Consider the following 24,955-nt stretch of genomic DNA (forward strand, 5'->3'; position numbering starts at 1 on the left):
TTTAATTCTCTCTCTAGTGATGAGGCATACTATCAATAAGTTTGGCTTTCACCATTTTAGCTTTTGTCTCAAGACGTGAGCTAAAAAATACTCCAGATAGTGCCGCAACCATTCCAGCCATTGTCGGGATTGTTGCCATTGAAATACCTGATGCCATTAATCTTGCGTTACCTGTACCCTGGTTGGCCATGGTTTCGAAAACCGAGATCATACCAGTAACAGTACCAAGTAAGCCTATTAAAGGACAAACAGCTACTAATGTCTTAATCAACAACATACGCTGATCTAATTTTTCAGACGCTTCAGAAATCCATGCTTCACGGATTCTGTGTGCGTACCAAGACGTAGTGTCTTGGCGGGCATCCCACTTTGCTACAATTTCTTTCGCTGTGCGAGGAAACTCTGCAAGTAAGAACCAATAGCGCTCAATCATTAAAACCCACATCAGAAAGAGTGCTATCGCGACCACGTATAAAACCTGGCCGCCTGTGCCAACAAAATCCCTGATAGATTCCCATATCTCCATCAGGACTAGCATTAGGCTTTCTCCTTCTCCGCGTGAGTAGCAACGATACCCGCGCTTTGCTCATCAAGGATGTGTAATACCGACTTACTACGACCAGCTACTAGAGCATGAAGTAGAATTAGTGGTAATGCAGCAATTAGACCTAGCGCTGTAGTTACAAGTGCTAGAGAGATGTTACCTGCCATGATCTTCGGATCACCCGTACCGAACAATGTGATTGTTTGGAACGTTAAGATCATACCGATTACAGTACCTAGTAGACCTAGTAATGGTGCTATTGCAGCAAGAATCTTGATTATATTGATACCAGCTTCGATGCGTGGCGTTTCACGTAGAATCGCTTCATCAAGTTTAAGCTCAAGGTTTTCAACATCTTGGTTCTTGTTGTCATGGTACACTTTAAGAATACGACCCAGTGGGTTATTTGTATTCGGTGTAGCAACATTTTTAAGTTGGCTCTTAATCTTACTAGTAGTAAGCGTAAGGTCAACAAAGCGAATTAGAGTAATTAGCATACCTAGGCCTAGTAAGGCTGTGATGATATAACCAACTACGCCACCTTGATGGAAGTATTCCATAAGGGTCGCTTTTTGAGTATTGATACGTAAGATAGCACCACGAGTCGGGTCAATATAAACACCAGCGTAGTTATCTGGAGATGTATTTTCAAGCGCTGTGATACCGTCTAAAATGTAACCATCTGGTTGCTTACCTAGAGGCTGGATAGACTTAGTCTCTGGTGAATAAATTAAGTAACCATCGTCTGTAACTAAGTTAAAGTTACCGATACGCGTTACTTTCTTCATTGACGGGTTACCATCAAGGCCAGCAACTTCAGTTTCGAATGTTGAAACTTTAGCTGATTCAGTCATTTCTGTTTGTAGTGAAATCCAAAGTTCTTCTAATTCACGAACAGTTGGAAGTTCTTTAGCAGCAGCTAATGAACGTAATATTTCAGCACGACCTGGCTTTTCAGCACTAACAAGTGATGCTTCGATCGAGCCGATAGCGTCTTGAGCTGCACGACGTACAACACCAAACATTTCACCTAAAGTACCTTGTGCGCTTTGAAGAGCTTGCTCTTTCTCTGCTAAAGTATTTTCATTTTGTGCATATTGCTTAGCTAAACTAACGCCACGTGCTTTTTCAGAAGCAAGTTGGCTTTTAGCTTTGTTAAGTAATGATTGCTTGTCAGCACGTTCAGATAAGAACTCTTGCTCACGTTGCTTATTAATTTTACCTTCAGAGATACGCTCTTGCTTTACTTGCTCAAGGATTTTATCTAGAGCTCCAGTATTTGCATGTGCATTAAGCGCGGTACCTGCAGAAACAGTTAGTACTGCTGCAACAGCAAAACCTTTAAATAGTTTCTTCATTATTGATTACTCCGCGCCAAAGATAGGTAGTTTAACAAGTTCTAATGTCGCTTGCTTACGCGCCATACGAATAACTTCTTTAACAGGTTTTAGGTATTCTTCACCTAATTCTTTCCACTGTTTAGTGTTGTTATCCCACACCCAAGCATGTTTCAAGTCAAAAGATTGAGCAACGTACGTGATACGACCTAATTGACCGATATCAACGTTAATGCTCTTACCATCAACTTCTAATGTACCTTGTGAAGCAGATACAAGTGAACTGTATGCTGTTTCAATAGTGTAAGCTTCAAGTACTTGACGGAATTTTTCAGACGTCGTTACAGACGCAGAAACCATGATTTCACGTAGTCTTTCAACACGTCCTAAACGCGTTTCAAGATTAAATGGAACGTCCGCTTTGATGAATTGCTCAAGCGTATCGATCATGCGATACATCAAAGGCACAACGTTTTGTTTAGTGTTATCAATAGTAGCGATTTGACGATCAAACGATTCAATAGACGCATTTTGGCTATCAACCAAGCGTGATACATGATCGTTATACACTTTCATAAGTTCAGTCTCATCAACGATGCTACGGTACTCAGCGATTAGCTCTTGAGTTTGACCATATACATTGTCAATTTTAGTTTGAGACTTAACAGCAGCCTTTTGAATTTGTTGACCTGCTTTTTGCACGTCATTCAAAGGATCTGCAATCACATTGCTGCTTGCAAATGCAAATGCGCCAACCAACGCAGTTGCTACAAGACTCTTTCTGATTTTAACAGACATAGTTCCCAACCAATTAAGTAATGTTACTTTTATAATTTAATTATCAACCCATAAGGAAGACAACCCTGATATCTTTTAATAGATATCAACCTTCCAATAATGCTAAATGCAATAAGCGCTGTCAACTTGATGTTTGCTTATCTCAGTAAATAAATAGCCGGTTCAAAGCTTACACTAAAGGACTGCATACCAAATGTTAACAATATTGTAACCAGTCTTATTCTTAATATTTCTATCAAAGCCTTTTAAGGGGTATGTTTATTGGGTGTCGCCCTTATAAAAACAACAAAAATGCAACATTCAATTGAAAATGAATTCGCCCTGAAAAAAAACAAAAAAAATATACTTATTTCTCATATAAGTTTTTTTTGGCCAACTTTATGCCTTTTTAACTGGTTTTAAACGCTTCATCTGAAAAAACAAACCGTTTATCGCACAAGAAAACATCACAAAATGCCTTTATATTGAATTAATATTCACTTCGAATATCGCATATTAATATTTCCATTACCCAATATTAATGGAGAGTAAAGTGGTTGGTTACAAACCAAATGATGCACAGTGTGCAATTAGTTATTAATTTATTACTCTCAGAAGTTGTCCAAATATTTGAATTTATCTTTTGCTGGGCATGTATCAGGGATGGCTAATTTTAGGAACAAGCTTTCAATGAAATACTATACTCCAATCTGAGCAGCTTGAAGTTGTTACTACAATCAACGTTAGTCACCTATCTTGAATATGATCTATTTAATTCAATTACAATTTTTATGGTAGGCTCTGTGAAAACTATATCATTTCACCTCGTTACATAGCTCGCTACTATGCTTTAAGGTAGTCTTATAATAACTAAAAGCTGTTGAAGTTTAATTTTTTAATTTTAATATCGTAGCCCAATCACACACAGCAATGCTTACTGTAGTGCCGTTGTGCTCATAAAGGCGATAACAATGCATAAATGCCAAATACATTCTATTCAAAGGGTCTTGCTAGAGGTAATTGACTCTTTGTTGTATAAATAGATAAGGGCTGAAAGTAGGACATGAAGCTTTACTTGTTCGATTTATGATAAAAGTCTGCTTAGAAATGGGGTCAATTTAACGCCAAGAAAATTGCATAATAGCAATTCGCTTAATTAAGTGATCTATTTTGATATAAGAAAATCGTGTCGACAAAAAGAATAAACTTCAAATAGGTTAAATGGTTATTTTATTCGTTGAATTGATAAAGTGCTTATGTAGATCGATATGACTATAAGGAATGTAAGGCTTTAGCCGCTAACGAGAGCACTAGATAAAAAATCGTGTCGCAAAAAAATCTCTAAGAATAAAATTTAACTCAGAAAAATAATAAACTTTAATAGCAAAAAGATAATCCTGTTATTTAATACACGTGGTATTTCGCTTGACGACTTGATCAACCAAATGCTCAAAGAATATTGCTACTTGAACAATAAAGATGCATTTAACAAATATCAGCGCTTTAAAATTAATTAATTTAAGTATGCAGTGTAATAATTGATAGCTTTATAGGAGATAGTGAGGAAGATTTAATAGTATTAACAAAGGAATTATGGTGAAACAGATAACTGTTTCACCACGTTGAACGAAGGTTCACATAATAAATTATGCTGCTTCTACGTTCTCAGCTTCAGGGCCTTTTTGACCTTGCTTGATGCTGAATGTCACTGCTTGACCTTCGCTAAGAGTGCGAAAACCAGAACCAGTGATTGCGCTGAAATGTACAAACACGTCAGGACCATTTTCTTGTTCAATGAAACCAAAGCCTTTAGCTTCGTTGAAAAACTTTACTTTACCAGTAACCGACATACTAAATTTTCCTGTAAGTCAATAATTAAAATTCAGCCATATTATTATGGCAATATCCTCCCCGAGTCAATGCCCACAAAATGGAGGTATAGTACAGGAAGAAGTAATAACCTAACCGGTAACCTTAAACGCAGCACAATATCCGTAAATTCAATACGCAAAAACTCAAAGCAAGTTAAGATTAACACATTATTTTTTATTTCGCTCTATTAATTAGACATTATTTATTAAAAATATATTTTTTTATTAAATAATGTCTAAACGGCTAATTTTAATACAAAAAAATACTATTCGGTTACTCTTTTTAGAATCAGTCGCGTATTTTAAATGCGAAATATTTGATCAAAACAAAATTTGTACAATGATCAGCGCAAGTAAAAATCACATAATAATTTATAAAATTTAAGCTGATTTACTGAATGATTAACTCACTTCCCATTCAATCATGTCTTCGGCTTTAATGGGAACAACTTGCGAATCACCTAGCGAATAGCTAGCGGGAACTCTCCAAGGATTTCTTTGTAGTGTTATTGTATCTTGATTACGCATAACACCATAAAAATCAGGACCAAAGTGACTAGCAAAACCTTCTAATTTATCCAGTGCACCAGCTTCTTCAAATGCCTCGGCGTATAATTCAATCGCAGCGTGAGCTGTGTATGCCCCAGCACAACCGCAAGCAGCTTCTTTTTTGTCTTTATAATGCGGAGCCGAATCAGTTCCTAAAAGAATTTTTTATTGCCACTTATTGCTGCAGCCATTAATGCTTGTTGGTGTGTATTACGTTTTAATATTGGTAAACAGTAATAATGGGGACGTATCCCCCTGCTAACATATGATTACGATTATAAAGTAAATGATGAGCTGTAATAGTAGCCGCTACATTATCCGGTGCATTTACTACGAACTCTACCGCATCTTTCGTTGTAATATGCTCTAGTACAATTTTAAGTTCAGGGAAATCGCTAACAACATCACCTAAAATTGTATCTAAAAATACCTTTTCTCGATCAAAAATATCTATCGACGAATCAGTAACTTCACCGTGAACCAATAAAAGCATCCCCACTTCTTGCATTGCTTTTAGTACTGAGTAAATATTTTTAACGGAAGTCACACCGGAGTCAGAATTTGTTGTAGCGCCTGCAGGGTAAAGTTTAGCCGCAACTATTTTACCTGTTTCTTTAGCTTTTTTAATTTCTTCAGGTGTTGTTTTATCAGTAAGATACAAAACCATTAATGGCTTAAAATCACCTTGAGGACCTGCCGCCATAATACGTGCACGGTATTCAAGTGCTGTATCAGTACATGTTGCCGGAGGAACCAAGTTAGGCATAATAATCGCACGACCCATATAACGACTAATATCGCGAACGGTATCTTTTAGCTGATCGCCATCACGTAAGTGAACATGCCAGTCATCTGGTCGAGTTATAGTGAGTGTTGTGATTGCATCTTTAGTTTTACTAATCATTTTTTTATTCCACGGCTGAATTTATCCGATCATAGGCATAGGAGGTTTTCGAGTAAAGACCTTATTAAAAATAATGGACTCAGCTCCACTATTAAATAAAACTTTACAGCTCATAAAAAGCATTCATCGTTTTATTTTGTAGAAAGATAAAGTTTACGTTAACTTAGTCGCTGTGTTTATAAATATAAAGAATAAAATTAGCTGCCTATGTCGAACAAAGTCGATACCAATGAAGCTCTGGAAATAAAAACTGAACAGCTTAGTATCATTAATCAGTTTTCATCTAGTTTATTACAGCTTGATACTCTAGATGAGTTACTAGAATACGTAACAACTCAAGTCGTTAATAGACTTGGCTTTGTTGATTGTGTTATCTACCTTGCCGATGACTCAGCTTCTATATTAAACCAAGTTGCATCTATGGGGATCCCCATCAACGCTACAAATATAGAGCGCAACGAAAGGTAATACAGTTTAGTGAAGGAATTTCGGGCTTTGTTGCACGCACCGGTGAAGCAGTGATGCTTGGTGATGTAAGTACTGATAGCCGCTATATAGCAGATGAACGCCCTGCTCAGTCAGAATTATGTGTTCCTCTTATATATAAAGAGCAAATTTTAGGGGTAATTGATTGTGAACATCCCATTAAGAACTATTTTACTAATGCCCATCTTGAAATACTCACCACTGTCGCACATTTACTTAGTGCCAAAATAAACCAAGTTAATACTGTCAACAATTTACAACAAACTGTTGAGCAATTAAATAATGCGCAAAAACTTGAAAATAGTCTTTTACAAATAGCTAACTTAACTTATAAAGCCAGTGACCTAGATACTTTTTTTGAATCTCTTCACGGTATAATTAATAGCTTGTTACGTGCAGATAATTTTTTTATTGCACTTTACGATAAACAAGTAGATATACTCGACATTGTCTACATTGTTGAAGAGGGTATTCAAACAAGCACCCATCAAAAATTTTCAAAAGAGCAACTTAAAGACACTGCCTCATATTATTTACTACAAAAAGATCAGCCATTACTTTTTACAAAAAAAGATTACAAACAACAAATAGCAGATGGCCACTTCAAAATGATAGGCCGACAATCCGAGTCTTGGTTGGGCGTACCATTTAAAGCAAATGAACGTATCAGTGGTGTTATTGTTGTTCAAAGTTATGATAAGTCTTTACATTACAGTGAGCATGACAGCTCATTATTAACGTATGTGAGCCGTCAAATTAGCATGGCAATAGATAGGCAACTTGCTCGCCAGGAGCTTGAACACCGTGCTTTACACGATGAATTGACTGGGCTAGCTAATCGTTCACTATTAATAGAACGTGCGAAGCACGCTATATTAAGGCTAACACGTGCCAAAAAAGGCACCAGCCATGCGTTGTTATATTTAGATTTTGACCGATTTAAGAGTATTAATGATTCTCTAGGCCATGAAGTTGGTGACCACTTCTTAATTCGAATATGTGACTTAATTAAAGCCACCGTTCGTAATACCGATACCTTTGCCCGTTTAGGTGGCGATGAGTTTGCTATTTTCATGGAAAATATTACGCATCGAAACCAAGTCAACGAAGCGCTTAAACGGATTCAAACTGTACTTTCAAAACCAATCGATGTTGATGGTCATTTATTACAAGCTTCAACCAGTATCGGTATTGCATATAGTGATAATATAAATGATAAAGCTTATATATTACTTCAACAAGCTGACGCCGCTATGTACGAGGCTAAATCGACAGGTCGTGGGCAAGTTAAGTTTTTTAATAATACCATGCGTAAAAAGCTTAAGACTCATGCTGATATCGAAAACGATTTGCAACACGGTATTGAGCACAACGAATTTGAACTCTATTTTCAACCAATTTTTACCATCGCTGAAAGTGAAGTCATTGGTTTTGAAGCCTTAGTTCGTTGGCATCACCCTAAAAAAGGCTTTGTTTCACCGAATGACTTTATTCCTATTGCTGAAACCACTGGGCAGATTATAAACCTTGATTTGCACTTGCTCGATTTAGCTGCCCAACAAATTTCAGACTGGCACCAGCAAGGTCATCGATTCTTAAAAATTACAGTTAATGTATCATCTCGGCATTTTGCTAGTCTTGATTTTGTTGCGCAAATTCATGCTATTTACAACAAATATCAATTGCCTTTGGGTTCTTTATGCCTAGAAATTACAGAATCAGGTTTAATAGAGAATTTAGATCTAGCAACGCAAATTATAGAAGGCCTATCCCCTCTAAAAGTTAAGCTCTGTTTAGATGATTTTGGCACCGGATACTCTGCATTAGGCTATTTACATCAACTTCCGATTCATGTTTTAAAAATTGATAAGAGTTTTATTGACCACCTTCAAGATTCAACTAACCCGTTGGTTGAGGCTATTTTATCTCTGGCGCAATCATTAAAATTTGCTGTCGTAGCTGAAGGGATAGAAACTGTAGAACAACTAACTATATTACAATCGACGCAATGCGATTTTGGGCAAGGGTTTTTAAAATCAAAACCTGTCAGCGCAAACGAAGCCATATTATTAATAAATAACCCCCTATAATATAGCCGATTTTACTCTTTGTTAATCGGTTTTACTTATTCTTACATGGATGTAAGCCTCTAAAGTAACGCAGAAGTAGTTATCGAGCCCACTACACACTTCACGCCATGATTAAATCATCCTTAGATAACCTGAACTATGGATAATAAATCTATCTCGAGCAGTTATTTTCGACGCTAAAAATCACGTCCAGTTAAAATATATATTATTTTTCCTTCCTCTGATTCAACATGAAGCAAACTCATATAAAACTTGTAAAGTCAGTATTAAATGACTTCTATCATTAGAAATTTAAATTTTTAATAAATTTATGACAATAAACAGCAAAGCTTTAGCCATCTAGACGTTGAAACGTTTTTTATATAGGCGTAGTATGTAATTAATCTGAGCTAAACTCACTTTTTCCATGAGAATTTTTAAAGATGATTGGTATTAAACATTTAAAAACCATAGCAACCCTAAAAGAAACAGGATCTTTGGTTAATACAGCACGAGAATTATTTTTAACACAGTCTGCTTTATCTCATCAAATCAAAGATTTAGAGAATAAATTAGATTGCCAATTATTCGAACGTAAAACTCAGCCAGTCCGCTTTACGCCCCAAGGAATGTTATTACTTGAGTTAGCTCACGAAATATTACCAAAAATGGAAGCGACTAAATGCCGTTTAAAAGAAAGCTTAAACCAGCCTATTTCTCAACTGCGTTTAAGTGTGGAATGCCATGCATGTTTTCATTGGTTATTGCCTACGATCAAAGAATTTAATAACTTTTGGCCTGATATAAAAATTGATTACGAGCGTGGTTTTAGTTATGACGCTATTCCTGACCTACTAAACGATGAACTCGACTTAGTTTTGACGTCTGATATACGTGAACCCGACACATTAGAATACGCGCACTTGTTTGATTTTAAACTGAAGCTTATTGTGGCGCCTGATCATGAACTTGCTAAAAAAGCATATGTAACAGCACTTGATTTGAAAAACGAAACCATTATTTCATACCCTATCCCGCGCGAACGCCAAGATATTTTTAAATACTTTATTCAAAATGCACGTTTCGATGGCACCTTAAAAACAGTTGATCAAGGACTCCTTATTTTTCAATTAGTGAGTGCTGGTATGGGTGTTGCTGCATTACCTGATTGGCTAGTTACCCCTTATGAAAGCCAAGGTTTAATAAAGTCCATCCCGCTAGGTGCGCTTGGGCTTACTCGACCGATGTACTTAGCAATGAAAAAAGATATGAAAGATAACCCTGTTTATCGCCATTTTTTAAATACCTGTAAGCTAAATAACGGTCGATAAATCGCAATCTAATGAGTAACATAAAGCAATACTCTTGTTTTTATGTTGCTTATTATGTTTATTATTAAAAAAATGATTGGTGGTTTACTTATGCCACTACCTCTATTTGGTTTATTTGCGTGTCTAATGCTCCTACTCGCATTTAAAGGCCGTAAATCAGCTCTCTTCTTATCTACTTTAAGCTTAATTGTATTACTTGCATTGAGTACACCCTTTATCGCCAATTTAATTATCCAAAATAATGAACCTGCGTCGCTTGCATTTAATGCCCTAAAGCACCCTAAAATAGACAAAATAGTCGTGCTAGGTTGCGACATAAACCCAAATTCGGCTTTAAGTTCAAATAATCAATTAGGTAATTGTGCGCTAACGCGCTTAGTCGAAGGTGTAAAACTTGCCAAGTACTACCCTAATGCAGAGCTTATAGTTTCAGGCGGGGGCTATCAAAATACCACTAATAGCGGGCTTATGTATCAAACAGCGGTGAGTTTAGGAATTAATAAAAGCCGTATATTCCAAAACCCAAAAGCAATGGATACCGGTGAAGAAGCTAAGTTACTCGCATCAAAATTAGTCGACTTTAAAGTTGCACTAGTAACATCTGTACTGCACATGCCCCGTGCCAAAGACTTATTTAATGCTCAAGGCATTAAAGTCATAACCGCAGCCACTGATTACCATAATTTTGCAGCGCTGCCGTGGAGCAAGCTGTTTATTCCAAATGCTCAAGCCTTACTTGTGGTTACGCAATATAGTCACGAAGTAGTAGGAAATACATGGATAAGTTTGCGCCGCTGGATAGATCCAGAGGCGCTGTAACTTATATAATCCTAACCTGAACTCTGGACAATAAAATCTATTTCAACCAAAGTTCAGGTTAGCTAATAGATAGCCTAGTTAAACTGGGTTATCTATATCTATAAATATCACATCAAAACCATGCTCTTGCGCTAATAACTCACCCAAAGCTTTTACACCATAGCGCTCTGTTGCATGATGCCCTGCTGCAAAAAAATCAATATTTTGCTCACGAGAGCTATGAATTGTTTGCTCTGATGCCTCACCGGTTAAATACGCGTCAATACCTTGCTCTGCAGCTAAATCAATATACCCTTGCCCTCCACCGGTGCACAGTGCAATAGTTTCAATTTTAGCTGAGCGTACTAAGCTTGTGAGTGGGGCCCGATTAAGTACTTTTGCTATTTTATTTGCAAAATCTTCACCATTTAGAGGCGTTTTTAAACGTCCTTTCATTGCTACGCTATTTGTAACTGGCTCAAGCCCAGCCACTATTTCAATATCTAATAACTTTGCCAGTTGCGCGTTATTGCCTATTGCCGGATGAATATCGAGTGGTAAGTGATAGCCAAATAAATTAATATCATTAGCTAGTAGCGCGCCTATACGACGCTTTTTCATTCCCGTTATAGGTTGGGATTCCCCCTTCCAAAAAAACCATGGTGAACCAAAATAGCATCTGCTTGTTGCTCAATAGCAGCATCTATTAATGCTTGACTCGCGGTTACACCCGTCACAATTTTTTTAATTTCATTTTTACCTTCAACTTGCAAACCATTTGGGCAAAAATCTTTAATTGTATGAGGTTTCAAAATGTCGTTTAATAGTTGGTTAAATTCTCGACGTTGCATATAACTTACCTTACTAAGCACTGAATTTTGTGCAAATTTTGGCGTTTATGGCGTAAAAATGAAAGGAAAATCGCAAAAAATTGAAAAACTGATTCAAAATAGGTATAAATACGTCTTCTTTATCTGTGTTCACAACGTATAGGGTCTCTGATGAGCAAACTAGACAAAACAGAAGTGTTATCTGCCTTTGAATCAGCGTACGAAGCTGCCAATGGTAAAAAACCTGAAATCACAACTAAACCTGGCTGGTACAGCATCGATGGCGGTAAAAACTTACGCCTAGCTGATTTAGTAGAGCTAACTGAAGAATTAAGCTCTGGTAAAACGACACCCAAAGCGCCTGCTAAAAAAACTAAAACCAAAGCGGCTGCGCCTGTAAAAGCACAGAAAAAAGCCCCATTCACTGTTGTTACCGAAAATGAAGAAGGCTACACAGCGGAAGAGCTTTGGATTGTAATTTTAGCTCGTAAAGATCATGATTGTCGCTTACCGCGCGGTGTTGTTTAATCAACATTTATGATTTTTAAAAGAAACCGCGTTAAGCGGTTTTTTTATGCCTGCTATTTACCGAGAAAGCCAGTAACCATTTTGCAGCAAAGCCACAAATAACAATAAACATCGTCCCGGCTAATACAGGCATAATCAAAAAGTCCCAACTCTGCCCTGATGCAATAATCAGAATAGGATTAGCACCTGCCGCCGGATGTACTGTTTTAGTAAGCATCATTAGTGTAATTGCAATGCCAACAGCCAATGCAATTGATGCACTGCCATCGCCAACATAAGTTACAAAAACGATACCCACAAATGCAGTTAAAAGATGACCAAAAATCACATTTTTTGGCTGTGCTAATGGGCTATTTGGAATACCAAATACAAGTACTGCTGTTGCACCAAAGGGTGCCATTAACCATATCCCATAATCACCCATGTTGTTCAACCACGCTAGAAATCCAAGCACAAGCGCTGAAAAAACACCGGCAACACAGGCTAATTTGATATCACTTAAATTCATTTTAATCTCTTACATTAAAAGTAGACCGACTTGTCTACACACGTAGGGTAGACAATTCAGTCTACTTGTGTCAACCTTTGTTTTTGAGGAGACTAAATGACTAAACAAGAACATATTGTAAATACGGCACTTACTTTGTTTTACACCAAAGGCTTACATGCTGTTGGCATTAATGAAATTCTAGCAGAATCTAACGTGGCAAAAAAAACACTTTATAATCATTTTGCCAGTAAAGATGAGTTAATTTGCGCGTGCTTAGCCAAAAGAGATACACAGTTTAATAGCTGGTTTGAAGAGATCTGTAATAAACCACTAGCTATTGAAGTCGCTATTTCGTTATTTACTGGGTTAAAACTATGGTTTGCCAACCAAGTACCAAAGCTTGGGCATTTCAATGGCTGTTTTTTTATAAATGCTGCAGCAGAGTATCCTAATGCTCAACACCCTATAGCAAAGCAATGTATGCAACATAAACAAACCATATTAGACATCATTTTAACTGCATTACTTGCTACACCCGAACTCAAAAATAATAAAGTTAAAGCGCTAGAAATTGCACATACCTTACTTACTCTCAAAGAGGGATTAATATGCCAAGCACGTGTAATGCATAACCAATCTCTCGTTATGCCAAGTATTACTTTGCTAAAACACATAACACAAAGCTAAAAAAAGCGGCTAATAGCCGCTTCCAAAAGATCAAAATAAATTACAGTTTTTCAAAATAAAGTAGTTCGCGTTCTTTTTTACCCACTTCATTCATTGTCTCTGCATTGAATAGTCGACCATTGATCATGGTGTAATCTACTTTATCCGAATCTCGAATATTTTTAAGCGGATCACCATCTATAACCATTAAATCAGCCAGTTTACCCACTTCAAGCGAGCCTACGTTTTTATCAAGCCCTAAATACTTAGCCGGATCGAGTGTCGATGCACGTATTGCCTCAAGCGGTGTCATTCCGCCTTGTGCAAACATCCACATCTCCCAGTGTGCACCTAAGCCTTCACGCTGACCGTGAGCACCTAAGTTAACTAATACACCTAGGTCTTGCAGCTCAGCAGCAACGCGTGCGTTATTAAAGTGATTATAGTGATGATCGGGCGCTTTAATGCGGCGCATAGAGCGTGGTAATAATTGATTTTTAGGCACAAATTTACTTAAACGTGGATGATTCCACACATCAGTTTTATCGTACCAGTAATTTTCACCCCAAATGCCACCATAAGCCACTACAAGTGTTGGTGTATAGCCAACATCACTTTGCGACCATAACTGCTTTATATCGTCGTATATGTGCTCTACAGGGATTGAATGCTCAATACCTGTGTGTCCATCTACAATCATACTTAAGTTATGTTGTAATAATGAGCCGCCTTCAGGTACTACCATCATTTCAAGCATCCGGCCTGCTTCAATAACTTGTTGGCGCTGCTCACGGCGAGGCTGGTTATACGATTTAACACTAAACGCCCCTACTTTTTTAAGGCGCTCTAAATGAAACTTTGCATCGTCTAACGAGTCAATATGCGACGTATAACCTGGCATATTTGCGCCATATAAAATAGTACCCGTTGAGAAAATACGCGGGCCAACAATCATGCCTGCCTTTTGCATTTCGCTTGCGGTAAATATTTCAGAGGTATCGTTTGATGGATCGTGAATTGTAGTTACACCCAGCGCTAAACCTGCAAAATTTTTCCAGTTTTGCTCAGGTATAATTTCGTCACTTGCTTGCGAGCCATGTGCATGAGCATCAACAATACCAGGCATAATTGTTTTGCCTGTTACATCAATAACCTCAGCACCTTTAGGGATGCTTATCTCACTGGCTGTACCAATTGCTTTAATATGCTTGCCATCAGTGATAATTACACCATTTTCAATAACCTTTTCGCCGTCCATCGTTATAATTTTTGCACCAGTGAGCGCAATCATGCCTTTAGGCTCTGCCATTTTTTTACTGAAACCAATATTATCGCCACTTTTCACTTTAAAGTCGGCATCTTCGGCTTTGTTAATGGCAAACATCCCCTCAAGGCTTGCATGATAAAGCTCAGGCCCTAATGTCCAATAAAGTTTGTTGCTCTTAGCACTCCAGCTAATGTTTTCACCAGCACGTACCGATAACTGCTCTATTGGAAATTGACTGTCTTTAGGCCCAATATTAATTGTTTTACCACTTTGTACAAACGGGGTTACAAATACTTTAAATCGCTCTGCAAACGCTAAATATTTGCCATCTGGTGATACTCTAAATTCTGTCGCATGCTCTGACTCGTATAGTTTGCTAACTTTTTTACTTTCAAGCTCTACTACACTTAACGTTGGTTTTGGCCAAGGACTCATTATAAAAACGCGATCGCTTGCATCTCCAAATTGTGGCTGATAACCAATTTTTGAAATAAGCTCACTTTTACCGCCTTTAGCGCTTACGCTATAAACCCCCGGATTAAGTGACCATTTAGGGTTTAAAATACTGCCGCCAGTAGCTTTTCGATAAACAACCGTCTTTCCATCTGGGCTAAACGTAGGCTCTACATATTTCCCGGGCTCTTTAGTAATTATATCGCCACGACCACTACGCGCAGACACAACTCTTACAGACCCTTGTTTGTTATCATCCCATGTGGTGTAAACTATTTTTTTACCATCGCGAGAGTACTGTGGAAATAATTCGTAATGATCAGTTTGCTTTGTTAAACGCTTAATTTTACCTGACTCTAAATCACGTTTATAAATATGCCCAAGCGCTTCAAAAATTGCAGTTTCGCCATCTGGGCTTACTTGCACATTACGCAGCATTTTTACATCAAACTCATCAGTATCTAAGTTTTGTGTAAAGCGCACCGCTTTTTGAATTTTTTTACTTGTTTGCACTTTAAAAGGTATGGTTTTAACAGATTTGTCTGCAACATCTAGCTTGTGAATTGTGCCACCAGCCCAAAATACCAGTTCTTCATTATCGGGTGTCCATGCAATGGTTGGGTATACACCATGAATAGCCCAGGTTTCTTGCATATCTCGCTCAAGCTTATCGTAAAGCTTAGTGTGCTCACCGCTGGTTAAGTCATATAAATAAAGACTAGTTTGAAAATCATCACGCTTTATATACGCCAGTTTTTTACCATCAGGTGACGGTGTAGGCCTAATGGCACCGCCCATCGTATCGATTATGGTTTCAATTTCACCCGTTTCACGGTCGTAGCGCTTAATTTTATAAATGCCCGCTACAGAATCCTTTGAATAATGAAAGGTTTTACCGGGTGTTGCATCATGCGAGAAGTATACATAACGACCATCAGGTGAAAACATTGGCTCACCTAAATCTTTTTGATCGTTCTCGCGTTTTGTAAGCTGCACACCCTTGCCACCCGCTTTATGATACAACCACACTTCACCGGCACCTAATGAGCGGCTAGCTGTAAAGTGTTTACGCGCAACTAAGTAGTCGCCATCAGGACTCCATGCAGGGCTATTTAGTAATCTAAAGGTTTCATCGGTAACAGCGTGTTGATTTTCGCCATTTAAGTCCATTATCCAAATGTTATCGCCACCACCTTGGTCGGAGGTAAACGCAATACTTTTGCCGTTAGGACTAAAGCGTGGTTGCATTTGCCATGCAATATCAGAGGTGAGCTTTGTAGCTGTACCACCACTCATTGGCATAGTGTAAATATCGCCAAGTAAGTCAAACACCACGGTTTTACCATCAGGGCTAATATCTACATTCATCCATGTGCCTTGCTCAACGCTAATTGCAGCGTCAACAAATTGCCCCTTAGGTGAATCTACTTGCCATTTTTGTTCGTCTTTTTCGGCGGCATTCACTTGCCCTATCGCTAATGACACCGACAATGCCAATACTGTATGAAGCATTTTTTTCATGCGTTTCTCGCTTGTTTTTGTTGCTGTAAAACTATTTTACACAATTGCAACAAAAACAAGCACAACTTGCCAGTGTTATATGATAAAGCGCGGTTTATATAAGTTTAATGCCAAACTATAGGGTCAAATTGATAGTAATTAACGAGCATACTATAAATTTCAGGATCGTATCGGCGCAGCTCTGCGGGTTTTTCGAGGAAGGTTTCGGTGATAACAGCAAAAAATTCGGCTTCATTAGTTGCACCATAGCTGTGAATAACGTGTGGCATGCTATAAGCAACATGACTTTTCAACTGCGTAAACGCGCGGCTAAATACTCGGCCCCACTCTTTGTAATCTGCTGAGCTTTTTAAAAGTGGCGTGCCTGTTGTTTTTCCTGTTTCTTGATCGAGTTGATGCGCAAATTCATGAAAAACTAAATTATGTCCATCACTTGGCAAGCGGTTACCTTCAAGCACGTCATGCCAACTGAGTACTAGTGTGCCGCCAGGCCAAGACTCACCAAGCCTTACTGCATTATGGTAACTCACAAGCCCTGCACTATCGCGTGTTGATTGCGGGGCGTAATAAGCACTTGGGTATAATAAAATTTCTTTTACATTTTTATATAACGGCCACGGTTTATTAAGTACTAATACACACGCATCAGCGGCTACAATTAACTTCATTGCGGGTGTCAATTTTAAACCATCACAACCAACAAAGCGTTTTTCGTTTAAAAACCACGTAATATGTCGCTCTAATTTTTCTCTGTCAGCGTCGGTCATTTTTTTATAGATGGGCATACAACGCAGTAAAATATCTTTTTGCTGTGAATTTAAAGCAAAGTCTTTATATTTACTGCGCCATAATCGGTTTTGAATTGATGGCCAGCGCCAGAAAATCACCACAAAAAGAATTAAAACAACAATTAACAGTCCATTTATCATGGGGATTTCCTGAGCTAAGATATGGTATATAAATATGTCCAGCGCACGTGCTTTTCAAGCATATAAGGTTATGTATTTGAATATAAAGTAATTCACATCGCATTACTTATAGATTACTTATAGATTACTTATAAATTGTTTACTGCTTTGCACTGCCGTTAAATGACGTGTTTAAAGTTAACCTTTGCAAAAGGAGTCAAATGTACCCTGCAATGTGTTTATAAATTTCGCTACGTGCAAACCATCCATTAATGAGTGGTGTACATCGATAGCTAAAGGCATTGTACCGGTATGTTTATCAAACTGACCAAATACAAATTTAGGAATGCCTAAACTCTGCCCTTCACTAAATGCATGCGAAAACGCACTAAAATTCAGCCACGGCAAAACAGATATATGAATTAAATCTGCCTGCCCTTCTGTTTGAGCAAATGCATCAGAAAATAACGGCTGTAATTTCGCTTTTTTGCTTACGTCACTTGCATGATTTGCAAACTCTTTAAAATCGCTTGTGCTGTTAAAATAACTAAAAACAAACGTATCGTTTTCAGACAACTCAATCACACTTGCGCGAACACTATTAAGTAACCATGGTTGATTATCTATTATACGTAGCATTATTGAATCGTACTCATGGCACGCTTTTAAGGTGCAATATACATATGCTTGAAAAAAAGAAAATTGATTGGTTTTGCAATAGTCATACAGCGCTTGAGCATCTAAACGCACACACACATTAAAATAAGGCTGAGAAAAGTGTTTAAATAATTCAAAGTGTTGCTTTCTAGGCCAATTATCTAAATCGATGGGCTGCATGAGAGAAGTTGAGGGAGTCATAATTTGCCGCACAAAATTAAAAATAAAGTGTACCGCTGTTCAGTAATAATTGCATTAGGGTCTGTTGATCTTTCAAGGTTAAATCCGCAAAGATCAACACCCCTTAACTTACAGATAAACAAAAGGTGTGCAATTGCACACCTTTATTGCATTTTAGCTTAAATTTATAGACCGTTTTTAATGATCTCTTGGGCTAATTCGTCAGCAATTAAATGCGTTGATTTTTGCTCTTTTTCGCTGCGAGCAAAAATTTCAGTTAACGTATTAAAAATACCTTCAACATGTTTATTAGACGCTGCTGCACTGTAACCATCTGGCGCTGTTTCATAATAAACATTAATAATACCACCGGCGTTAATTACGTAATCTGGTGCATATAAAATGCCTTTTTCACGAATAACTTCACCGTGGCGAGATTCTGCCAGCTGATTGTTAGCACAGCCTGCAATAATAGTCGCTTTTAAACGCGGTATCGTTAAATCGTTAACGGTTGCACCTAATGCACAAGGTGCATAAACATCAACATCTAAGTCGTAAATGTCATCAATGCCAACCGCAGTTGCACCAAAATCACTTACTACACGGTCAATGGCAGCTTGGTTAATATCAGTTACAAACAACTCAGCGCCCGCATCATGTAAATGTTTACATAAACCATAAGCAACAGCACCTAAACCTTGAACAGCCACTTTCACACCTGCAAAATTTTGATGACCGCGTTGATGCTGTAGCGCTGCTTTAATTCCTAAAAACGTACCGTATGCTGTAAATGGCGATGGGTTACCGCTTTTACCTTCAAGACCCAGTACGTAATTAGTTTCTTTATTCATGATAGCTACATCAGCACATGTGATGTTTACATCTTCTGCTGAGTAATAGCTGCCATTTAATCGCTCTAACTGGCGGCCAAATGCACGGAATAATTGCTCAGATTTAATTTTTTTCGCATTACCTATAATTACAGATTTACCGCCACCAAAGGGTAAGCGCGCAACTGCATTTTTATAAGTCATGCCCTTTGATAAACGTAGCACGTCATAAACAGCATCTTCGTCGTTTGCATAATCCCACATTCTACATCCGCCAACTGCAGGACCTAGGTTGGTATTATGTACAGCAATAATTGCTTTTAAACCCGACTCTTCATCAGAACAAAAAACCACTTGTTCATGGTTATCAAATTCAACTCGATTAAACACAGCCACTTAAAATACTCCGAAATAGTTAACCCGTGAGAGGGTATGCGCGCTGGAAATTGCCGAGACTTTATCACTTCATATACGTGTTCGCTATACTCACAGATGATAAAACCAATGAAAACATTAAGCTTAAATTAAATAACCTAATTAAAACTTTTATATAGATAAAAAATTTACAAAACCGTCATTTTTAAGTTTTAAATACTATAAATATAAGAACCACACCGACTTACGTTTACGTGAACGTAATACAATTGTTGCATGTAAAGTTTAATATACAAGTGCTACCTGGCCGCTACGTACCGCTGCCTATAGGTTTCCAGTAAAAAGTAAGCTTTTTCGCAAACTGGTCAGAGCTGTAAACTTGCTAATAACTCTATTTAAAAAACAAAAAAGCGAGCACTAGGCTCGCTTTTTAAAAATACAAAACGTACGTTATTTTAGCTTGCTATCAAGCTCTTCAATTTTAGCTTTCCAGATAGCAGGGCCTTGTGTATGCGCATTGGCGCCTTCACTGTCTACTGCAACAGTCACTGGCATATCTTCTACTTCAAATTCGTAAATAGCTTCCATACCTAAATCTTCAAAAGCTACAACACGCGCTTTTTTAATCGCTTTAGATACTAAGTAAGCTGCGCCGCCTACAGCCATCAAATAAACAGATTTATGCTCTTTAATAGACTCAACCGTTGCAGGGCCACGTTCAGCTTTGCCAATCATGCCTACAATGCCTGTTTTTTCTAGCATCATATCGGTAAATTTATCCATGCGAGTGGCTGTTGTAGGGCCAGCAGGACCTACTGCTTCATCGCGTACCGCATCCACAGGGCCTACGTAATAAATAAATTTATTATCAAAGTCTACGCCCTCAGGTAAACCTTCACCTGAATTGATCATATCTTGCAAACGTTTATGCGCTGCATCACGACCTGTTAAAATAGTACCCGAAAGTAAAACGGTTTCACCCATTTTCCATTCTTGAACATCTTTTTTAGTCAGTGTATTTAAATCAACACGACGTGTGCCTTCGCCTACTTCAAATGTTACTTGTGGCCAATCTTCTAGTTTAGGTGCTTTTAAATTAGCAGGGCCAGAACCGTCAAGCGTAAAATGTACATGGCGAGTTGCCGCACAATTTGGGATCATTACTACAGGTTTTGAAGCTGCATGCGTTGGTGCTGTTTTAATTTTAACATCAACAACCGTTGTTAAACCGCCTAAGCCTTGTGCGCCAATACCTAATTTATTAGCACGATCAAAAATTTCTAAACGCAGTTTTTCTTCAGTTGTCTCTGCGCCGCGTTCCATTAGTTCATGGATATCAACCGGATCCATTAACGACTCTTTAGCCATTACTGCTGCTTTTTCAGCCGTACCACCAATACCTATACCTAGCATGCCTGGCGGACACCAACCAGCACCCATTGTTGGTAGTGTTTTTTCTACCCATGCAGCAACATCATCTGACGGGTTTAACATAACCATTTTACTTTTGTTTTCAGAGCCGCCGCCTTTTGCCGCAACCATTACTTCTACTTTTCCACCCGCTACTAAATCAATATGCACAACCGAAGGCGTATTATCTTTAGTATTTTTACGCGTACCAGCAGGGTCTGCAACAATAGATGCACGTAAAGGGTTATCTGGATTTAAATATGCACGACGAGTACCTTCATCAACCATTTGTTGAACGGTTAAATCTGTTTTATCCCACTTAACATCCATACCTACTTTAACAAAACAGGTAATAATACCGGTGTCTTGGCAAAGTGGACGCTTGCCTTCAGCCGACATGCGTGAGTTAATTAAAATTTGTGCAATGGCGTCTTTAGCCGCTTTACTTTGTTCTTTGTTGTACGCTTTTTCGAGTGCTTGAACAAAATCAAGTGGGTGATAGAACGAAATATATTGCAATGCATCTTCAATGCTATCAATAAAGTCTTGCTGACAAATTGTACTCATAGTGGTTCCTTAAGTTACCGTTACGCGTTGTCGCGTAATCTAAATCAAACCGGTGACGGTGGTTTGCACTGTTTTTTGCAGCTTAGTGCTGCCAAAAAATTTGACTTATGATACCCTCCCAGCCCGTTTCGAGCCAGTTCTTAAAGGGGCAGTAAATGCTAAACAATAAAAAAAATTGTATTAAATTAGGCATAACACAAAACTGCATTGACGTTTTTGCGCATTTTTCACATTTGCCTTACGCAATTCTATTAGATTCTGCAAATAGTAATCATATAAACAGCCGTTTTGATATTGTTGCTATTGAGCCGCAAAGTACCCTTGAAGTAAAAAATAATAAAAGCTTTTTAAATAATATAGAAAGTAGTGATAACTGCTTTGAAATTATGAATAATGAGCTTTCGCATCTTGCTAAAACAAAAGCCGATTACGATTTACCCTTTAATGGCGGCTGGCTTGGCTACTTTGGCTACGACTTAGGGCGTACAATTGAAAACATCCCCACTCATGCTATTGAAGACATTAATCTTCCCCAAATGGCTATTGGCCTTTACTTAGATGCCCTTATTTACGACAAACAGCAACAAAGCTGGTTTTATATATCGCAGCCAAACACCGATCGATTAGCGCTTTATGAGCAATATTTAAATACGCACGCTAACTCCCAAGTTAATACGCAGTCCTTTGCCCTAAACAGCGACTGGCAATCAAATATGAGCGAAACGGAGTACGCTGCAAAGTTTGCCCAAATTGAGGAGTATCTAAAAAGTGGCGATTGTTACCAAATTAATTTAGCACAGCGCTTTAACGCTCAGTTTGAAGGCTCCCCTTGGGCAGCTTATATTAAACTGCGTGAGGCAAATAAAGCGCCATTTTCGAGCTTTATAAATCACCCTCAAGGGGCAATTTTATCAATTTCCCCTGAGCGCTTTATATCAGTAAATAATAACGTTGTAGAAACCAAACCTATTAAAGGCACACTGCCGCGAAAAGCGGATGCGCTGGAAGATCAACGCCAAGCCCAAATACTCGCAGCATCAGATAAAGATCGCGCTGAAAATGTCATGATTGTTGATTTACTGCGTAACGACTTAGGCAAAGTGGCAAAACCTGGCAGCGTTCACGTCCCTTCTCTTTTTGCTATTGAAAGCTTTCCGGCAGTGCATCATTTAGTAAGCACGGTAACCTCTGAACTTGATGAAGGTAAAACAGCCGTCGATCAGCTAAAAGCGGCTTTCCCGGGGGCTCAATTACCGGTGCGCCCAAAATTAGAGCGATGGAAATAATTGAAGAGCTAGAACCACATCGCCGCAGCATTTATTGTGGTTCGATTGGTTATTTAAGTGCGTGTGGAAACATGGACACCAATATCACTATTCGCACCTTGGTGTGCCATAAAACGCAAATTTACTGCTGGGCAGGTGGCGGAATAGTCGCTGATTCTAAAGTCGAATTGGAATATCAAGAAACTTACGATAAAGTAAATAAAATCCTTCCTTTATTAAAACAGTAGGTCGCTTTGAATAGTGAACACATTATGGCGCGGTTTTTGTTAAGCCCTACAGCTGCGCCAAACCAGTTAAAAGACACGCGTAAAAAGCGCGCTAGCGCTGTTATGCTGCCCATTATTGATATAGATAACCATGCACACATTTTACTGTGTAAACGCCCTACTTATTTACACCATCACCCTGGGGAGATTTGTTTGCCCGGGGGTAAGTTTGAAGTAAGCGACATTACCCTTCGCACCACAGCCCTTCGCGAACTAAAAGAAGAGCTAAATATTGCCCAAAATAACGTTAATGTATTAGGTCACTTACCTGAGTATTCAACATTAACGGGTTTTAGTATTAGCCCCTATGTGGGTTTACTCAAAAAAGACACCAAATGGGAAAATGACTATAATGAAGTACAAGCGAGCTTTTTACTCTCTGTCACTGAGTTAAATAACGAAGCTAATTGGCAACCCTTACCTTTTCAACGATTTGGGAAAACGGTTATTTTGCAAGGTTTTAAAACGCCACATGGTTTACTTTGGGGTGCGACTGCAAACATTATAAAAAACTTTACAAAACAACTCGCCTTACCAGTTTAAATCTTCGTTATTAATAGTTACACAATCACAATTCCACGTTATCATGCTCGACCGTTCAAAGAGCAGCTTCGTGCTGATAAAACAAAGTAGAGACACACATTATGATCAGTGCATTTGATATGTTTAGCATTGGTATTGGCCCTTCGTCATCACACACCGTTGGCCCAATGCGCGCATCACGCTTATTTGTTAATGACCTACAAGAACAACAATTATTAGCAAATGTTACCGATATTAAAGTAGAGCTTTATGGCTCTTTGGGTCAAACAGGTGTTGGCCATGGTTCGGGTAAAGCCGTAATTCTTGGTTTAGCCGGTTATGACCCTGAAACTATAGATGCCGATTTAGTCGACGACATTTTAGCGACCATCGAACAAGATCAGGTTATTTATTTAAACAAAACACACAAAGCTAAGTTTCCAAAACAAGGCGCTATTGTTTTTCATCGTCGCAAAACGCTGCCTAAGCACTCTAATGCAATGGAAATTATCGCCTCAAACAACGGCGAAAAAGTTTACAGCAAAGTATATTACTCTATTGGCGGTGGCTTTATTGTTACTGACGAAGAGTTTGAAAACGAAAAACAAGCAGCCCTCGATATTAGAGAAGAAAACCCAGCTCCTTTCCCTTTCAGTAGCGCAAAAGAGCTACTAGAGATGTGTAAAGAGTCAGGGCTTAGTGTTTCAAGCTTGATGATGAAGAACGAAAAAACACTGCGCACTGAAGATGAAATAAAAGACACGCTGTTTCATATCTGGAAAGTAATGATGGCCTGTATTGACCGTGGTATGCGTACCGAAGGTATCCTACCTGGCGGCTTAAAAGTAAAGCGCCGTGCGCCAAGCCTATACTTAAAACTAAATATAGAGGTCAGTAACGACCCACTTCGTGCAATGGACTGGGTTGATTTATTTGCCCTTGCCGTAAACGAAGAAAATGCGGCAGGTGGCCGTGTAGTTACCGCACCAACTAATGGTGCTGCGGGGATTTTACCAGCTGTACTTATGTACTATCACACATTTGTGAAAGAAGTAGACCGCGATATAGCCACACGTTATTTATTAACGGCTGCTGCTATTGGTATTTTATATAAAAAGAATGCCTCTATATCGGGTGCTGAAGTAGGTTGCCAAGGTGAAGTTGGCGTTGCGTGCTCTATGGCAGCAGGCGCATTAACAGAAATTGTTGGTGGCAATGTTGTGCAAGTAGAAAACGCAGCAGAAATTGGTATGGAACATAATTTAGGCCTCACGTGCGACCCTGTTGGTGGCTTAGTACAAGTACCGTGTATTGAACGTAATGCAATGGGCGCGATTAAAGCAATTAATGCCTCACGTTTAGCTATTCGTGGCAGTGGCGAGCAAAAGGTATCACTTGATAAAGTGATTAAAACCATGCTTGAAACCGGCAACGATATGAAAACCAAATACAAAGAAACCGCTCGCGGTGGATTGGCTGTTAATATTATTGAATGTTAAAAATAACTAAAAAAGGCCATACAAATTTGTATGG

Annotated in this window: 16 protein-coding genes and 4 pseudogenes; 8 read left to right on the forward strand and 12 right to left on the reverse strand. The window is 38.5% G+C overall.

Annotation, left to right across the window (positions count from 1 at the left end; all coding sequences use genetic code 11):
• Window positions 1-13: 13 nt before the first annotated feature.
• The 5 genes and pseudogenes from P4S71_RS20125 to pyrC all read right to left on the reverse strand — a co-directional run bounded on the left by P4S71_RS20125 (window position 14) and on the right by pyrC (window position 5,982).
• A complete protein-coding gene (locus P4S71_RS20125; RefSeq protein WP_002961709.1) occupies window positions 14-538 on the reverse strand; it encodes a MotA/TolQ/ExbB proton channel family protein in 525 nt (174 codons plus the stop codon).
• On the reverse strand, window positions 538-1,902 hold the full coding sequence (locus tag P4S71_RS20130) for a MotA/TolQ/ExbB proton channel family protein (protein ID WP_033037762.1): 1,365 nt from the start codon (window positions 1,900-1,902) through the stop codon (window positions 538-540). Before P4S71_RS20130 ends, P4S71_RS20125 begins: the two co-directional genes overlap by 1 nt.
• Before the next feature lie 6 nt (window positions 1,903-1,908).
• Window positions 1,909-2,679: a DUF3450 domain-containing protein gene (locus tag P4S71_RS20135; RefSeq protein WP_033016274.1), complete on the reverse strand. Its 771-nt coding sequence runs from the start codon at window positions 2,677-2,679 to the stop codon at window positions 1,909-1,911.
• Window positions 2,680-4,304: 1,625 nt separating this feature from the next.
• Window positions 4,305-4,508 (reverse strand): cold-shock protein, encoded by a 204-nt coding sequence (locus tag P4S71_RS20140; RefSeq protein ID WP_002961702.1) that lies wholly within the window; start codon window positions 4,506-4,508, stop codon window positions 4,305-4,307.
• Window positions 4,509-4,931: 423 nt separating this feature from the next.
• Window positions 4,932-5,982 (reverse strand): annotated as a pseudogene (pyrC, locus tag P4S71_RS20145) (dihydroorotase).
• A gap of 207 nt (window positions 5,983-6,189) precedes the next feature.
• Here pyrC and P4S71_RS20150 point away from each other — a divergent pair.
• From P4S71_RS20150 to P4S71_RS20160, 3 genes and pseudogenes are all read left to right on the forward strand, one after another.
• Window positions 6,190-8,558: pseudogene (locus P4S71_RS20150) on the forward strand (bifunctional diguanylate cyclase/phosphodiesterase).
• A gap of 422 nt (window positions 8,559-8,980) precedes the next feature.
• Window positions 8,981-9,868: a LysR family transcriptional regulator gene (locus P4S71_RS20155; protein WP_007375877.1), complete on the forward strand. Its 888-nt coding sequence runs from the start codon at window positions 8,981-8,983 to the stop codon at window positions 9,866-9,868.
• Window positions 9,869-9,922: 54 nt separating this feature from the next.
• Window positions 9,923-10,687 carry a YdcF family protein gene (locus tag P4S71_RS20160; RefSeq protein ID WP_337120154.1) on the forward strand — a complete coding sequence of 255 codons (765 nt, stop codon included), beginning with the start codon at window positions 9,923-9,925 and terminating at the stop codon, window positions 10,685-10,687.
• A gap of 78 nt (window positions 10,688-10,765) precedes the next feature.
• Here P4S71_RS20160 and P4S71_RS20165 read toward each other — a convergent pair.
• A pseudogene (locus tag P4S71_RS20165) lies at window positions 10,766-11,517 on the reverse strand (Nif3-like dinuclear metal center hexameric protein).
• Window positions 11,518-11,667: 150 nt separating this feature from the next.
• Here P4S71_RS20165 and P4S71_RS20170 point away from each other — a divergent pair.
• A complete protein-coding gene (locus P4S71_RS20170; RefSeq protein ID WP_007375880.1) occupies window positions 11,668-12,024 on the forward strand; it encodes a hypothetical protein in 357 nt (118 codons plus the stop codon).
• A gap of 31 nt (window positions 12,025-12,055) precedes the next feature.
• Here P4S71_RS20170 and P4S71_RS20175 read toward each other — a convergent pair whose 3' ends face one another.
• The gene (locus P4S71_RS20175) at window positions 12,056-12,532 is read right to left on the reverse strand and encodes an HPP family protein (RefSeq protein ID WP_007375881.1); all 477 of its coding nucleotides are present in this window, start codon (window positions 12,530-12,532) and stop codon (window positions 12,056-12,058) included.
• A gap of 96 nt (window positions 12,533-12,628) precedes the next feature.
• Between P4S71_RS20175 and P4S71_RS20180 the strand changes: the two genes are divergently transcribed.
• Entirely contained in the window at window positions 12,629-13,201 is a 573-nt protein-coding gene (locus P4S71_RS20180; protein ID WP_337151389.1) for a TetR/AcrR family transcriptional regulator, read from the forward strand.
• 40 nt (window positions 13,202-13,241) lie between these two features.
• On the opposite strand, the gene P4S71_RS20185 is transcribed toward P4S71_RS20180, so the two are convergent.
• The 5 genes from P4S71_RS20185 to P4S71_RS20205 all read right to left on the reverse strand — a co-directional run bounded on the left by P4S71_RS20185 (window position 13,242) and on the right by P4S71_RS20205 (window position 21,348).
• A complete protein-coding gene (locus P4S71_RS20185; RefSeq protein ID WP_337151390.1) occupies window positions 13,242-16,421 on the reverse strand; it encodes an amidohydrolase family protein in 3,180 nt (1,059 codons plus the stop codon).
• 104 nt (window positions 16,422-16,525) lie between these two features.
• Entirely contained in the window at window positions 16,526-17,350 is an 825-nt protein-coding gene (locus P4S71_RS20190; RefSeq protein WP_008138451.1) for a M90 family metallopeptidase, read from the reverse strand.
• A 177-nt stretch (window positions 17,351-17,527) separates the two neighbouring features.
• The gene (locus P4S71_RS20195) at window positions 17,528-18,166 is read right to left on the reverse strand and encodes a chloramphenicol acetyltransferase (RefSeq protein WP_337151657.1); all 639 of its coding nucleotides are present in this window, start codon (window positions 18,164-18,166) and stop codon (window positions 17,528-17,530) included.
• Window positions 18,167-18,351: 185 nt separating this feature from the next.
• A complete protein-coding gene (locus P4S71_RS20200; protein WP_337120151.1) occupies window positions 18,352-19,392 on the reverse strand; it encodes a Leu/Phe/Val dehydrogenase in 1,041 nt (346 codons plus the stop codon).
• A gap of 429 nt (window positions 19,393-19,821) precedes the next feature.
• On the reverse strand, window positions 19,822-21,348 hold the full coding sequence (locus tag P4S71_RS20205; RefSeq protein ID WP_007375888.1) for a fumarate hydratase: 1,527 nt from the start codon (window positions 21,346-21,348) through the stop codon (window positions 19,822-19,824).
• A 155-nt stretch (window positions 21,349-21,503) separates the two neighbouring features.
• On the opposite strand from P4S71_RS20205, the pseudogene pabB reads away from it, so the two are divergent.
• The 3 genes and pseudogenes from pabB (at window position 21,504) to P4S71_RS20220 (ending at window position 24,921) form a co-directional block, all read left to right on the forward strand.
• Window positions 21,504-22,861, forward strand: a pseudogene (gene pabB / locus P4S71_RS20210) (aminodeoxychorismate synthase component I).
• 6 nt (window positions 22,862-22,867) lie between these two features.
• Window positions 22,868-23,443, forward strand: coding sequence for an NUDIX hydrolase (locus P4S71_RS20215; RefSeq protein WP_337151391.1), 576 nt, complete (start codon window positions 22,868-22,870; stop codon window positions 23,441-23,443).
• 101 nt (window positions 23,444-23,544) lie between these two features.
• Window positions 23,545-24,921 (forward strand): L-serine ammonia-lyase, encoded by a 1,377-nt coding sequence (locus P4S71_RS20220; RefSeq protein ID WP_182696431.1) that lies wholly within the window; start codon window positions 23,545-23,547, stop codon window positions 24,919-24,921.
• Window positions 24,922-24,955: the final 34 nt, after the last annotated feature.

The sequence above is a fragment of the Pseudoalteromonas sp. B62 genome (assembly GCF_037162565.1).
Lineage (GTDB): Bacteria > Pseudomonadota > Gammaproteobacteria > Enterobacterales > Alteromonadaceae > Pseudoalteromonas > Pseudoalteromonas fuliginea.